We start from the raw sequence: 13,362 nt of genomic DNA, 5'->3' as shown, positions 1-13,362 counted from the left end.
CCACGGCACGACGCGTGACCACGGACCCCGACGAGGTCGTCACCGCCCCGCTCACCGAGCGGGACTGGGACGACCTCGTCGCGTTGTTCGGCACGCGGGGTGACCCGTCGTGGTGCTGGTGCCAGTTCTTCCGCACGACCGGCAAGGACTACACGCACTCCAGCGCCGACAACAAGGCGGCGCTGCACGCACAGGTGCGGGACGACCCCCGCCCGCAGGGCGTGATCGCCCGGCTGGGGGACGAGGCGGTTGGGTGGGCGCAGCTCGGTCCGCGCTCGGCTTACCCGCGGCTGTGCGAGAGCCGGGCCCTGCGCGCGGTGACGGGCGAGGACATCGACGACCCGTCGGTCTGGGCGGTGACCTGTTTCGTGGTCAAGGTCGGACGCCGCCGCAGGGGCGTCGCCTCCGCGCTCCTGGCGGCGGCCGTCGACCTGGCCCGGGCCCAGGGCGCCCGCACCCTCGAGGGACACCCGGTCGACGTGGCCGCACGGTCCGGCAAGGTCGGCGGTGCCGAGCTCTACCACGGGGTCCTGACGACCTTCGAGCGCGCCGGGTTCGTGGAGGTCGGTCGCACCGGTGCCACGAGGCCGGTCATGCGACTCACGCTGTGACCACCGGTGTCGAGCCCTGAACGGCCGGCAGCAGGCGATGCGGGGCTCCCGGACGACCGGGGTCGCGCGTCAGCGTGCGGTCGCCTCCGCGTGGTGCGGGCGGCTCAGCCGGTGACCAGGCGGATGCCGAGGTCGGCGTAGGCCGCGCCGATGGCGTCGGGGGTGCGCTTGATCTCCGGGTCGTACCAGCGGGCGACGTCGACGGCCATCGACATCAGCGCCAAGGTGGTGTCGGGGACGTCGTCGACGGAGAACTCGCCGCTGGCCACACCTGCCGTCACGACGTCGCGGACGACCGCGTCGATCTGCTTGCGCAGGGCGAGGACGGCGTCGCGGTGCTCGGGGGTGAGGTTCGCGAACTCGTACTGGACGATCCGCGCCACGCGGAAGTGCTCGGCGTGCCAGGTGGCGAACCGGCCCATGATCGCGCGGAGCGCCTCGGTGGGGGACGCCGCCCCCTCGGCCGCGGCGCGCAGCATGTCGCGGGCAGCGACGTGGCCCTCGCGGCTGAGCTGGTAGAGCAGCTCCTCCTTGGAGGCGAAGTGCACGTAGACCCCGGCGGGGGACAGCCCGGCGCGCGAGGCGATGTCGCGGGTCGTGGTCGCGTGGAAGCCGCGGTCGGCGAACGCCTCGGCGGCCGCCTCGAGCAGGCGGTGTGCGGTGTCCACCACGGGTTCGATGGGGCGCGCGGAGGTGGACATGGTTGACAGCATGCCCCAGCCATCGGACACTAAGCAAGCGCTTAGTTACCCGGAGTTCAGCGTGCCAGCCAGCCTCACCAGCAGTGTCATCGTCAAGGAGAGCCATGCCCCGCAACGTCTACGGTCCCGACCACGAGGCCTTCCGCAGCTCGGTCCGGGAGTTCGTCGAGCGCACGCTCAAGCCGCGCGCCGAGCAGATGCTCGAGGTGAAGTCGGTCGACCGTGACATCTGGAAGGAAGCGGGCAAGCAGGGCCTGTTCGGGCTCGACATCCCGGAGGAGTTCGGTGGCGCCGGCGCCGACGACTACCGGTTCAACGCCGTCGCGGCCGAGGAGATCGCGGGCTTCAACTTCGCCGTCTCGTCGTGCTTCGGCATCCACTCCGACGTCTGCCCGCCCTACATCGTCGACCTCGGCACCCAGGAGCAGAAGGAGCGCTGGCTGCCCGGCATGGCCAACGGCGACCTGATCTGCGCCATCGCGATGACCGAGCCGTCCGGCGGGTCCGACCTCGCCGCCCTGAAGACCACCGCCGTCCGTGACGGTGACGGCTGGGTCCTCAACGGCTCCAAGACGTTCATCACCAACGGCTACCAGGCCGACCTCGTGATCGTCGCCGCCCGCACCGACCCGGCCAAGGGCGCCAAGGGCATCACGTTGTTCATGGTCGAGGCCGGCATGGAGGGCTTCAGCCGGGGCCGCAAGCTCGACAAGGTCGGTCAGGAGGAGGCGGACACGTCCGAGCTCTTCTTCGAGGACGTCAGGGTCCCCGACGCCAACCGGCTCGGTGAGGAGGGGCTTGGCTTCATCTCGATGATGCAGCGCCTCCCGCAGGAGCGCGTCGGCGCGGCCGTGGCCAACACCGCGCACGCCTTCCAGATCTTCCGTGAGACGGTCGCCTACACCAAGGAGCGCAAGGCCTTCGGTCAGCCGGTCGGCTCGTTCCAGCACAACAAGTTCAAGATGGCCGAGCTGCAGACCAAGCTCGAGGTCACCCAGGCCTACGTCGACGACTGCATCGCCGCCCACGCCGAGCAGAAGCTCACGGCGGTCGACGCCGCCAAGGCCAAGTGGTTCTCGGCCCAGGTGCAGAACGACGTGCTCGACGAGTGCGTCCAGCTCTACGGCGGCTACGGCTTCATGAACGAGTACCGCGTGGCCCGCGCCTGGCGCGACGCCCGGGTCTCCAAGATCTGGGCCGGGTCGAACGAGATCATGAAGGAGCTCATCGGCCGAGACCTCGGTCTCTGACGTGGCTGCTCCTGACACGGCTGGTCCTGACGCTGCGGGCCCGGGCGTCCACGCCGGCAAGGTCGCGATCGTCACCGGCGCCTCCCGGGGCATCGGTCTCGGCATCGCCCAGAAGCTGGTGGCGGAGGGGGCTCGGGTCGTCATCACCGCCCGCAAGCCCGAGGCCCTCGCGGAGGCCGTCGAGCAGCTCGGTGGCGAGTCCAGGGCGCTCGGCGTCGCGGGCAATGCCGCGGACGAGGCGCACCAGGACGAGGTGATCCGGCTCGCCCACGAGGCGTTCGGCGGGCTCGACCACCTGGTCAACAACACCGGGATCAACCCGGTCTACGGCCCGATCCTCGACGCACCCCTCGACGTCGCCCGCAAGATCATGGACGTCAACGTGCTGGCCGCGTTCGCCTGGACCCAGAAGGCGATCGCCGCCGGGCTCGGAGAGGGCGAGCGCCCCGGTGCCGTCGTCAACGTCGCGTCCATCGCGGGGCTCGGGGCCACCGGCACGATCGGCTGGTATGCCGTGAGCAAGGCTGCGCTGATCCACCTCACCGTCGAGCTGGCGTACCAGCTCGGGCCGTCGATCCGCGTGAACGCGGTGGCGCCGGCGATCGTCAAGACGCAGTTCGCGCAGGCGTTGTACGAGGGTCGCGAGGAGAAGGTCGCCGCGCGCTACCCGATGAAGCGGCTGGGCGCTCCCGACGACATCGCGGGGGCCGTCTCGTTCCTCCTGTCACCGGATGCCAGCTGGGTGACCGGGCAGACCCTCGTGGTCGACGGTGGCGTGACCCTCGGCGCCAACCTCTAGTGTCGCAACGTCATTCGGTCCCGGCCGCCTCGGCGGATCGGACACACGCGTGAGGGCGTGGCAGGTCGCCGCCCTGGGTGAGCCGGCCGACGTGATGGGTGCCGTCGAGGCGCCGCTGCCCGAGGTCGGGCCCGGTCACCTGCGCGTGCGGGTGCTGGCCACGGCGCTCAACTTCCCCGACGTCCTGATGGTGCGCGGTCACTACCAGGTGCGCCCCGACCTCCCCTTCACCCCCGGCGTCGAGGTCTGCGGCGAGGTGCTCGAGCTCGGCGACGGTGTCGCGGGGTTCGCGGTCGGGGACCGGGTCGTCGGCACGACGGCGGTGCCGCACGGAGGGCTGGCCCAGGAGTGCCTCATGCCGGCCACCGGCACGTTCGCGGCACCGGTGTCCCTCACCGACGCCGAGGCGAGCGCGCTGACGATCGGCTACCAGACGGCATACGTGGGGCTCGTGCGGCGAGCCGCACTCAAGGCGGGGGAGACCCTGCTCGTGCACGCGGCGGCAGGCGGGGTCGGCACGGCGGCGGTGCAGGTGGGCAAGGCGCTCGGCGCTCGGGTCGTGGCCGTGGTCGGCAGCGCAGCCAAGGGGGACGTCGCGCGATCGGCCGGGGCCGATGTGGTCCTCGACCGCTCGGCCGGCGACCTCGTGGCCGCCCTGAAGGACGCGCTGGGGCGCTCGGGTGCCGACGTGGTCTTCGACCCCGTGGGCGGCGCGGCGTACGACGCCTCGACCAAGGTGGTGGCGTTCGAGGGCCGGATCGTGGTGGTGGGCTTCACCAGCGGCTCGATCCCGGCGCCCGCGCTGAACCACGCCCTGGTCAAGAACTACTCGATCCTCGGGCTGCACTGGGGCCTGTACCTCCAGCGCGACCATGCCGTCGCGGCCGCGGCGCACGACCAACTCGTGGCCTGGGCCGGCGCCGGTCTGGTGCGACCGGTCGTGTCGCAGCAGGTGCCGTTCGACGAGGCGCCCGGAGCCCTCACCCGGCTCGGAGCCGGGGAGAGCACCGGACGCCTGGTCGTGCTCGGCGCCTGACTCAGGCAGCCAGCCCCTGGGCGACCTTCTCGAGGGCGTCGTAGGAGTCGTTCATCCCGACCTCCATGCCCGAGGCGAGCACCATCTCGACGGTCTCGGGCGAGTCGTAGGTGATCACGGCGGTCAGCGTGGTGAACCCGTCCTGCTCGGAGAACGTGGACTCGATCACCGACTCCGGGCTCTGGATGTTGTCGAAGATCTCGGTGTGCACCATCCGGCCGGGCGGGTCGAGCTCGCGGTACTCGCCGGAGAACGACACCACGTCGCCGCCTGGGGTGGTCTGGGCGAAGTGCCACTTGCCGCCGACGCGCAGGTCGACCTCGCAGGTGGTGACCTCACCGTGGCCGGCCCCCCACCACTGGCGGATGTGCTCGGGCTTGGTCATCGCCTCGTAGACGAGGGCCGCGGGGGCCGCGAAGGTGCGGGTGATGACGACCTCGCAGCCGTCGTGGGTGATGGTGGCGCGCTGGTGGGTGTCGGCTGCGTTGCTCATGACTGCTTCTCCTGGTGGGTGTCGGCGTGGCCGGTGCGGGTGGGGCGTGCGGTCCCCTGGATGCGGGGCTGTTGGAGGCGGTTGAGGTAGGCGTCGAGGCTGTCGAGGTTGGCCTCCCAGTGGCGGCGGTACTCCTCTAGCCACGACGTCGCGCTCTTCAGTGGGGTGGCAGTGATGCGGCAGTTGCGTCGCTGGCCGTCCCGGTCCTTGGCGACCAGCCCAGCCCGCTCGAGCACCGAGAGGTGCTTGGAGATGGCCGGCAGGGTCATGGCGAACGGCTCGGCGAGCTCCCCGACCGTGGCGTCACCGTCGGCGAGGCGCTCGAGGATGGCGCGTCGCGTCGGATCGGCCAGGGCGGCGAAGGTGGTGCTGAGCTGGTCGTGGTGGTCCATGATCCTTAACCGATCGGTTTATTAACTGATACGGAAACTATCAACCCACGGAGTGCCGACTGTCAAGGCCCTCGGTGACCCGTCAGTCGAGCGGGCCACCGGCCACGTAGATGACCTGGCCGGAGACGAAGCCGGCCTCCTCGGAGCACAGGAAGGAGATCGTGGCCGCGATGTCCTCGGGCTGGCCGACCCGCTGCACCGGGATCTGGGCGGCCGAGTGCTTGATGAATTCCTCGAACGGCACCCCGATGCGCTCGGCGGTGGCGGCCGTCATGTCGGTCTGGATGAACCCGGGGGCGACCGCGTTGGCGGTGACGCCGAAGCGACCCAGCTCGATGGCGAGGGTCTTCGTGAAGCCCTGGAGCCCGGCCTTGGCCGCCGAGTAGTTCGCCTGGCCACGGTTGCCCAGCGCCGAGGACGACGAGAGGTTGACGATGCGCCCGTACTTCTCGGCGGACATGTGCGCCTGCACCGCGCGGGTCATCAGGAAGGACCCCCGCAGGTGCACGCCCATCACGGCGTCCCAGTCGTCCTCGGTCATCTTGAAGATGAGGTTGTCGCGGATGATGCCGGCGTTGTTGACCAGGATCGTCGGCGCCCCCAGCTCGTCGGCCACGCGGGCGACGGCCGCCTCGACCTGGTCGGCCTTGCTGACGTCGACCCCCACGGCGATGGCTCGACCGCCCGCGGCCTCGATCGCCTCGACCGTGCCGGCGCAGGACGCCTCGTCGAGGTCCAGGACCGCGACCGCGTTCCCGTCGCGGGCCAGCCGCAGGGCGGTGGCCGCCCCGATGCCGCGGGCTGCTCCGGTGACGACTGCGACGCGCTGGGTGCTCATGGGGACTCCTGCTGCTGGTGGGTGGCGCCGGGGATGCGCCGCGAGTGGGTCTCCCGGCGAGTGTACTAAGCGACCGCTTAGTGGTTGGGGTGGACCTGGCGTGTGAATGGCGAGGAGTCGTGCACAATGGGTTCGCTGGAGGCCGTCGACGTCCTTCTTCACCCGGCCCCGCACCCCCGTGGGCTGATCAACGACGAAGGCGATGCATGGAAATCTGGCCCGGCAAGTCCTACCCCCTCGGCGCCACGTATGACGGCACCGGGGTGAACTTCGCGCTCTTCTCCGAGGTGGCGCAGAAGGTCGAGCTCTGCCTCATCGACGACAACGGCGCGGAGACCCGGGTCGAGCTCCCCGAGGTCGACGGGTTCGTGTGGCATGCCTACCTCCCGGGCGTGCAGCCCGGCCAGCGCTACGGCTACCGCGTGCACGGCCCCTACAAGCCGGCCGAGGGCCATCGCTGCAACCCCAACAAGCTCCTCATCGACCCCTACGCCAAGGCGATCGACGGCCAGCCCGACGGCGACCAGTCGCTCTTCTCCTACGACTTCGACGCCCCCAGCGAGGACCCGGCCAAGGCCAACGTCGAGGACAGTCTCGGCCACACGATGCTCTCGGTCGTGATCAACCCGTTCTTCGACTGGGGCCAGGACCGCCTGCCACGGCACGAGTACCACAACAGCGTCATCTACGAAGCCCACGTCAAGGGCCTCACCGAGACCCACCCCGACATCCCCGACGAGATCCGCGGCACCTACGCGGGCATCGCCCACCCGGTGATCATCGAGCACCTCAAGGGCCTCGGCATCACGGCCATCGAGCTGATGCCGGTGCACCAGTTCGTCAACGACTTCACCCTGCGCGACAAGGGCCTGTCCAACTACTGGGGCTACAACACGATCGGGTTCCTCGCGCCGCACAACGGCTACGCGGCATACGGCACGCGGGGGGAGCAGGTCGCCGAGTTCAAGGGCATGGTCAAGGCGCTCCACGAGGCGGGCATCGAGGTCATCCTCGACGTGGTCTACAACCACACGGCCGAGGGCAACCAGCTCGGCCCCACCATCTGCTTCCGCGGGATCGACAACGCCGCCTACTACCGGCTCGTCGACGACGACAAGGCGCACTACTACGACACCACCGGCACCGGGAACAGCCTGCTCATGCGGCACCCCCACGTGCTGCAGCTGATCATGGACTCGCTGCGCTACTGGGTCACCGAGATGCACGTCGACGGCTTCCGGTTCGACCTCGCGGCGACGCTGGCCCGCCAGTTCCACGAGGTCGACAAGCTGTCGGCCTTCTTCGACCTCGTCCAGCAGGACCCGGTGGTGAGCCAGGTCAAGCTCATCGCGGAGCCGTGGGACGTCGGCGACGGCGGCTACCAGGTCGGCAACTTCCCGCCCCTGTGGACCGAGTGGAACGGCAAGTACCGCGACACGGTCCGCGACTTCTGGCGTGGCGAGTCCGCGACGCTGGGCGAGTTCGCCTCGCGGCTCACCGGCTCGAGCGACCTCTACGAGCACAGCGGGCGCAAGCCGATCGCCTCGATCAACTTCGTCACCGCGCACGACGGCTTCACGTTGCGAGACCTGGTGTCCTACAACGAGAAGCACAACGATGCCAACGGCGAGGACGGCAACGACGGCGAGAGCCACAACCGCTCCTGGAACTGCGGCGTCGAGGGCCCCACCAAGGACAAGAAGATCAACGCGCTCCGGCTGCGCCAGCAGCGCAACATGCTCGCGACCCTGCTGCTCTCGCAGGGCGTGCCGATGCTCCTGCACGGTGACGAGCTTGGCCGCACCCAGTCCGGCAACAACAACGGCTACTGCCAGGACAACGAGATCTCGTGGATCGACTGGGACCTCGACCAGGACCAGCTCGACCTCATCTCCTTCACCCAGAAGCTCGTCGCGCTGCGTCGTGACCACCCGGTGTTCCGTCGGCGCCGGTTCTTCGCCGGGTCGGCCGACCACGGTGGCGAGAGCGCGGTCGGCGACATCGCCTGGTTCGAGCCTGGCGGCAACCACATGGACGAGGACTCCTGGGCCAACGGCTATGCGCGCTCGATGATGGTCTTCCTCAACGGACAGACGATCCCCGAGCCCGACACCCGCGGGCAGCAGACCCTCGACGACCACTTCCTCGTGATCTTCAACGGCCACCACGACCCGCTCCCGTTCGTGCTCCCAGGCAAGGAGTACGGCGACCGCTGGGTCACCGAGCTCGACACGTCCGCGCAGGAGGTCGAGGCGAAGGAGTACAAGCCCGACGCCAAGATCACCGCGCAGGGCCGCAGCGTCGTGGTGCTGCGCTGTCCTCGAGTGCTTCCGTCAGGGTCGCCGGCCGGAGCGGCGCTCGCGCGCCGATGAGCTCGTCGACGGGCGCAGTGCAGACCGGTATGCCGGGGGGTGCAGCACCGCACCGGCCCGCCGCCGGGCGGGTGGTGCCCACCGCGACCTACCGGCTGCAGGTACAGCCGGCCTTCACCTTCGGTGCTGCTGCCGAGCAGGCGGACTACCTGGCCGCACTGGGGGTCTCACACGCCTACCTGTCGCCGATCCTGGCGCCGGCCCCCGGGTCGACGCACGGGTACGACGTGGTCAGCCACGAGTTCCTCAACGAGGAGGCGGGTGGCGCGGAGGGTTTCGACCTGTTGGCTGCCGCCCTCCGGCAGGCCGGCCTCGGCACGGTCGTCGACGTGGTGCCCAATCACATGACGACGCCGACCCCGGCGTCGCTCAACCACCCCTGGTGGTTCCTGCTGCGCGAGGGGCGCGACTCCGACCACGCGCACTGGTTCGACGTCGACTGGGACGCCGAGGACGGGCGCGTCCTGGTGCCGGTGCTCGGCCAGTCGCTCGAGGCCGTGCTGGCCGCCGACGAGCTCTCCGTCGAGGCGGGCGGTGGGCCGCACGGTGACGAGACGGTCCTGCGCTACTACGACCACGTCTTTCCCGTCCGGTCCGGGACCGAGTCGCTCGACCTCGCCGATCTCGTTGCAGCGCAGCACTATCGGCTCTGCGACTGGCGCGAGGGCGGCAGTTGGCTCAACTACCGGCGGTTCTTCGACGTCACCACCCTGGTCGCCGTCAGGGTCGAGGACCCCGACGTGTTCCACCACACCCACCGGCTCCTGCTGGAGGAGTTCGGGGCCGGCACGATCGACGGGTTCCGGATCGACCACCCCGACGGGCTGGCCGACCCGGCGGGCTACCTCGCCCGGCTGGCCGACGCCACCGGCGACGCGTGGGTGGTCGCCGAGAAGATCCTCGAGGGCCACGAGCAGCTGCCCGACGACTGGCGCTGCGCGGGCACGACCGGTTACGACACCCTCCTGCGCGTGCAGCAGGTGTTCGTCGACCCCGAGGGCGAAGCGCCGCTGACCGACCTGCTCGCCGAGCTCGTGGGTGAGCGACAGGAGCTCGACGAGCTGGTGCTGGCCGCCAAGGAGCAGGTCGTCGCCCAGGTCCAGGAGGCCGAGGTCAACCGGCTCATGCGCCTGCTCGCGAAGATCGTGCCCGACGAGGACCAGGCCTCCCTGCGCCGTGGCCTGGGCGCGCTGCTCGTGGCGATGGACCGCTACCGCGCCTACCTCGTGCCCGGCCAGCCCGACGACCACGACCAGCTGCAGGTGCTCGCCCACGCCGAGGCCCGCGCCGCCACCCACGTCGCCGAGGCCGACCAGGACGCGGTGGGGATCGTCTCGCTCCTGGCCGAGGGCACGCCGCTCGACGAGCTGGACGAGGCCGCCGAGGCCGCCCACCGCGAGTTCATGGTGCGGTTCCAGCAGACCTGCGGCCCGGTCATGGCCAAGGGCATCGAGGACACCGCGTTCTACCGCTACGCACGCCTCACCGGTCTGAACGAGGTCGGCGGCGACCCCGGCCACCTCGGCCTCGACCCGACCGAGCTGCACGCGTTCGCCAGCCGTCAGCTCGCCAGCTGGCCGACCACGATGACGACGCTCTCCACGCACGACACCAAGCGGTCCGAGGACGTCCGCGCCCGGCTCTCGGTCCTCGCCGAGCTGCCGGGGGAGTGGGCGGCCTGGGTGCGCGCGACCCGCGACCTCGCGGCGCGCCACCGGGGCAGCCGGCTCGACCCGGCCACCGAGTACCTCCTGCTCCAGACCGCCGTCGGCGCCTGGCCGGTCGACAACGACCGCCTGCAGGCCTACGCCACCAAGGCGGTCCGCGAGGCCAAGCAGCACACCACCTGGACCGACCCTGACAGCGACTACGAGGCCGACGTCGCGACGTTCGTGGCGGCCCTGACCACCGAGCCCGCCCTCGTCGAGCAGGTCGGCCGATGGGTGGACCGCGCCGCCCCGGCCGCCCGCGAGACGCTGCTGGGCCAGAAGCTCCTCCAGCTCGTGCTGCCCGGCGTCCCCGACGTCTACCAGGGCACCGAGCTGGTCGACCTCTCCCTCGTCGACCCCGACAACCGCCGGCCTGTCGACTACGCCACTCGCAGGCAGCGGCTCACCCGGCTCGACGCCGGCGAGCCCGCCAGCGACCTCGACGACGAGAAGCTGCTCGTGACCTCACGCACCCTCCGGCTGCGCCGTGACCACCCCGAGTGGTTCACCGGCGAGGACGCCACGTATGCCGCCGTCCCCACCTCGAGCGCGCACGCCCTGGCCCTGGGGAGGGGCGACGCGAGCGGCACCCAGGTGGTCGCGGTCATGACTCGCCTCGGCGAGCGGCTGCGCGCCGACGGCGGCTGGGGCGCTGCCGGGCTCGACCTCCCCGAGGGTGCGTGGGAGGACCTGCTCACCGGCCGGCCCGTGCCGCCCGGGCCGAGCGGGTCAGCACAGCTCTCGGAGGTGCTGGCGGCCCTTCCAGTTGCCTTGCTCGTGCGGCATGGCAGCCTTGACCCCAAATGAACACCGCACAAATGACGTCCTCGCCCGCGACGAAGCCGGCAGGCGAGCCGGTCCTTCCCGGGCCCGAGCTCACCGTGTGGGCGCCCGCTGCCCAGCACGTGGAGGTCGAGTGGTCGCTCGACGACGGCCCGGCGCGGCGCTCGGAGATGGAGCGCAAGGGCGACGGCTGGTGGCGCTGGGAGGCCCCCGCCGCTGAGCCGGGCACGGCGGCATACCCGTGTCTGGACTATGCGTTCCGCGTCGACGGCGGTGACGTGACCCCGGACCCGCGCTCGGCCTGGCAGCCCCACGGCGTGCACGGCGAGAGCCGCTGGTTCGACGCGGGCCGGCACGCCTGGCGCGACGCGACCTGGGCCGGGCCGCAGCACGGTGAGGGTGTGCTCGGGGCCGTGGTCTACGAGTTGCACGTGGGGACCTTCACCCCCGAGGGCACCCTCGACGCTGCGCAGCGTCGGCTGCAGCACCTGGTCGACCTCGGGGTCGATGTCGTCGAGCTGATGCCGGTGGCCTCGTGGCCGGGTCGCTGGAACTGGGGCTACGACGGCGTCGGGCCGTGGGCGGTCGACGACGAGTACGACGGGCCCGCGGCGCTCCAGCGCTTCGTCGACGCGTGTCACGGCCTCGGCCTCGGCGTGTGCCTCGACCTCGTCTACAACCACCTCGGGCCGGTCGGGAACTACCTGTCGCGGTTCGGTCCCTACTTCACCGAGTCGCACCCCACGCCGTGGGGCCACGGGTTCAACCTCGACGGCCCGGGCAGCCTCCACGTGCGGCGCTGGATCATCGACAACGCGTTGCGGTGGTTCGCGGACTTCCACGTCGACGCGCTGCGCCTCGACGCCGTGCACGAGCTCAGGGACGACTCCGACCAGCACGTGCTCGCGCAGCTGGCCGACGAGGTGGCGACGCTGAGCGCGCGCCTGGGCCGGCCCCTCGACCTCATCGCCGAGAGCGACCTGAACGACCCCCGCACCGTCACCCCGACCGCCGACGGTGGGCTCGGCATGGACGCCCAGTGGGACGACGACATCCACCACGCCCTCCACGTCACCCTGACCGGTGAGACCCAGGGCTACTACGGTGACTTCGCCGGTCACTGCCGTGCCCTGCCCGACGGCGGGCCGCTCGCGGTGCTGGCCAAGACGCTCACGAGGGCGTTCCTCCACGACGGCCGCTGGTCCAGCTTCCGCGACGCCGAGTGGGGTGCCCCGGTCGACCGCCGGAAGGTCGACGGGCGACGGTTCCTCGCCTACCTGCAGACCCACGACCAGGTCGGCAACCGGGCCGTCGGCGACCGCATCTCCGCTGTCGTGACACCGGGTCGCCAAGCCATCGGGGCAGCCCTCTACCTCACCGGTCCGTTCACGCCGATGGTGTTCATGGGGGAGGAGTGGGCGGCCACGACGCCGTTCCAGTTCTTCACCGACTTCGACGAGCCGGAGATGAAGCGGGCCGTCACCGAAGGCCGCCGTCGCGAGTTCGAGGCCCACGGCTGGGCCGCCGAGGACGTGCCGGACCCGCAGGACGAGCAGACCTACCGTCGCTCGCAGCTCGACTGGGCCGAGCTCCACGAAGGGGAGCACGCGCGGATGTTCGCGTGGTACCAGGCGTTGATCGCGTTGCGGCGCAAGGAGTTCGACCTCGGCAACGGAAGCCTGGAGTCAGTGGCAGTCGACTTCGATGAGGGTGCCGGCTGGTTCGTCGTCCGTCGTGGCGCCCACCGGGTGGTCGTCAACCTGGCCGAGTCGCGCTGGACCGTGCCCCTCGACGCAGCACCCGAGAGTGTCGTGCTCGCCTGGGAGCCGGCACAGACCCGGCTCCGGGGCCATGGCGTGCACCTGCCGCCGTTCACCGCGGCAGTCGTGCGGATGGGTCAGTCGACGGCGAGGTCGTAGGTCACCAGGTCGGTCTGCACGGCGAGCCGGTCGTAGGTCGACCGGGCCCTGGTGTTCGACGCCCGGGTGATCCAGCGGACCGTGGTCCACCCCCGCTCACGGGCGCGCTCCTGCACGCCGCGGAGGAGTGCGTCGACGGCTCCGCTGCCACGGTGCCCCGGTGCCACGAACAGGTCGTCGAGGAAGCCGGCCACCGATCCGTGCAGCGGTCGGATGAAGGGTCGGAGGTGAGCGATGCCAACGGGTTCCGAGCCAGCTGCCTTGCGGACCACCAGGCACTCGAGCTCGTGGGCCGGGTCCGTCAGCCAGCCCCAGACGATGGCGCTGACCTCGTCGGGGCGGGTGGACTCGTAGAAGTCGAGGTAGCCGCGGTGCAGCCGGGACCAGGCCTCGTGGTCGTCGGCGCGGAGGTCGTCGACCACCCACTGGCCCGGGTCGCGCGGTCCCGCCTCGGTCACG

12 protein-coding genes are annotated in these 13,362 nt (G+C 70.9%); 7 read left to right on the top strand and 5 right to left on the bottom strand.

What is annotated here, in order from left to right:
* Window positions 1–14: 14 nt before the first annotated feature.
* Window positions 15–611, top strand: a complete 597-nt coding sequence (locus ASG91_RS16135; protein ID WP_056923638.1) for a GNAT family N-acetyltransferase — start codon at window positions 15–17, stop codon at window positions 609–611.
* A gap of 104 nt (window positions 612–715) precedes the next feature.
* On the opposite strand, the gene ASG91_RS16130 is transcribed toward ASG91_RS16135, so the two are convergent.
* Complete coding sequence (locus tag ASG91_RS16130) at window positions 716–1,312, bottom strand: TetR/AcrR family transcriptional regulator (RefSeq protein WP_082594271.1); 597 nt, start codon at window positions 1,310–1,312, stop codon at window positions 716–718.
* A gap of 104 nt (window positions 1,313–1,416) precedes the next feature.
* Here ASG91_RS16130 and ASG91_RS16125 point away from each other — a divergent pair, with 104 nt between their 5' ends.
* From ASG91_RS16125 to ASG91_RS16115, 3 genes are read left to right on the top strand one after another with little or no spacing between them, the layout of a single operon-like run.
* Window positions 1,417–2,562, top strand: coding sequence for an acyl-CoA dehydrogenase family protein (locus ASG91_RS16125; protein ID WP_056923636.1), 1,146 nt, complete (start codon window positions 1,417–1,419; stop codon window positions 2,560–2,562).
* A gap of 1 nt (window position 2,563) precedes the next feature.
* Complete coding sequence (locus ASG91_RS16120) at window positions 2,564–3,361, top strand: SDR family oxidoreductase (protein ID WP_056923635.1); 798 nt, start codon at window positions 2,564–2,566, stop codon at window positions 3,359–3,361.
* 49 nt (window positions 3,362–3,410) lie between these two features.
* Window positions 3,411–4,397 (top strand): NADPH:quinone oxidoreductase family protein, encoded by a 987-nt coding sequence (locus ASG91_RS16115; protein ID WP_056923634.1) that lies wholly within the window; start codon window positions 3,411–3,413, stop codon window positions 4,395–4,397.
* A 1-nt stretch (window position 4,398) separates the two neighbouring features.
* Here the strand turns inward: ASG91_RS16115 and ASG91_RS16110 are convergent, their stop codons facing one another.
* The 3 genes from ASG91_RS16110 to fabG all read right to left on the bottom strand — a co-directional run bounded on the left by ASG91_RS16110 (window position 4,399) and on the right by fabG (window position 6,120).
* Entirely contained in the window at window positions 4,399–4,890 is a 492-nt protein-coding gene (locus ASG91_RS16110; protein ID WP_056923633.1) for an SRPBCC family protein, read from the bottom strand.
* Complete coding sequence (locus ASG91_RS16105) at window positions 4,887–5,282, bottom strand: helix-turn-helix transcriptional regulator (protein ID WP_056923632.1); 396 nt, start codon at window positions 5,280–5,282, stop codon at window positions 4,887–4,889. The genes ASG91_RS16110 and ASG91_RS16105 overlap by 4 nt, the downstream gene beginning before the upstream one ends.
* An 82-nt stretch (window positions 5,283–5,364) precedes the next feature.
* A complete protein-coding gene (fabG, locus tag ASG91_RS16100; protein WP_056923631.1) occupies window positions 5,365–6,120 on the bottom strand; it encodes a 3-oxoacyl-ACP reductase FabG in 756 nt (251 codons plus the stop codon).
* A gap of 206 nt (window positions 6,121–6,326) precedes the next feature.
* Here fabG and glgX point away from each other — a divergent pair, with 206 nt between their 5' ends.
* The 3 genes from glgX to treZ are packed head-to-tail and all read left to right on the top strand — an operon-like array spanning window position 6,327 to window position 12,903.
* Window positions 6,327–8,492, top strand: a complete 2,166-nt coding sequence (glgX, locus tag ASG91_RS16095) for a glycogen debranching protein GlgX (RefSeq protein WP_056923630.1) — start codon at window positions 6,327–6,329, stop codon at window positions 8,490–8,492.
* On the top strand, window positions 8,489–11,008 hold the full coding sequence (treY, locus tag ASG91_RS16090) for a malto-oligosyltrehalose synthase (RefSeq protein ID WP_157606383.1): 2,520 nt from the start codon (window positions 8,489–8,491) through the stop codon (window positions 11,006–11,008). The genes glgX and treY overlap by 4 nt, the downstream gene beginning before the upstream one ends.
* Window positions 11,005–12,903 (top strand): malto-oligosyltrehalose trehalohydrolase, encoded by a 1,899-nt coding sequence (treZ, locus tag ASG91_RS16085; protein WP_235545700.1) that lies wholly within the window; start codon window positions 11,005–11,007, stop codon window positions 12,901–12,903. Before treY ends, treZ begins: the two co-directional genes overlap by 4 nt.
* On the opposite strand, the gene ASG91_RS16080 is transcribed toward treZ, so the two are convergent.
* Window positions 12,882–13,361, bottom strand: a complete 480-nt coding sequence (locus tag ASG91_RS16080) for a GNAT family N-acetyltransferase (RefSeq protein ID WP_235543599.1) — start codon at window positions 13,359–13,361, stop codon at window positions 12,882–12,884. The two genes, treZ and ASG91_RS16080, sit on opposite strands and share 22 nt — an antisense overlap.
* Window position 13,362 lies beyond the last annotated feature (1 nt).

The organism is Phycicoccus sp. Soil802, from assembly GCF_001429605.1.
Classification (GTDB): Bacteria; Actinomycetota; Actinomycetes; order Actinomycetales; family Dermatophilaceae; genus Pedococcus.
Note: the sequence above shows the minus strand (reverse complement) of the source record. Positions and strands in the feature narration are given on the sequence as shown.

Coding starts and splice junctions, on each gene's coding strand:
- ASG91_RS16130 (WP_082594271.1), bottom strand. CDS start 1,312: ATGTCCACCTCCGCGCGCCCCATCGAACCCGTGGTGGACACCGCACAC.
- ASG91_RS16125 (WP_056923636.1), top strand. CDS start 1,417: ATGCCCCGCAACGTCTACGGTCCCGACCACGAGGCCTTCCGCAGCTCG.
- ASG91_RS16110 (WP_056923633.1), bottom strand. CDS start 4,890: ATGAGCAACGCAGCCGACACCCACCAGCGCGCCACCATCACCCACGAC.
- ASG91_RS16105 (WP_056923632.1), bottom strand. CDS start 5,282: ATGGACCACCACGACCAGCTCAGCACCACCTTCGCCGCCCTGGCCGAT.
- fabG (WP_056923631.1), bottom strand. CDS start 6,120: ATGAGCACCCAGCGCGTCGCAGTCGTCACCGGAGCAGCCCGCGGCATC.
- glgX (WP_056923630.1), top strand. CDS start 6,327: ATGGAAATCTGGCCCGGCAAGTCCTACCCCCTCGGCGCCACGTATGAC.
- treY (WP_157606383.1), top strand. CDS start 8,489: ATGAGCTCGTCGACGGGCGCAGTGCAGACCGGTATGCCGGGGGGTGCA.
- treZ (WP_235545700.1), top strand. CDS start 11,005: ATGAACACCGCACAAATGACGTCCTCGCCCGCGACGAAGCCGGCAGGC.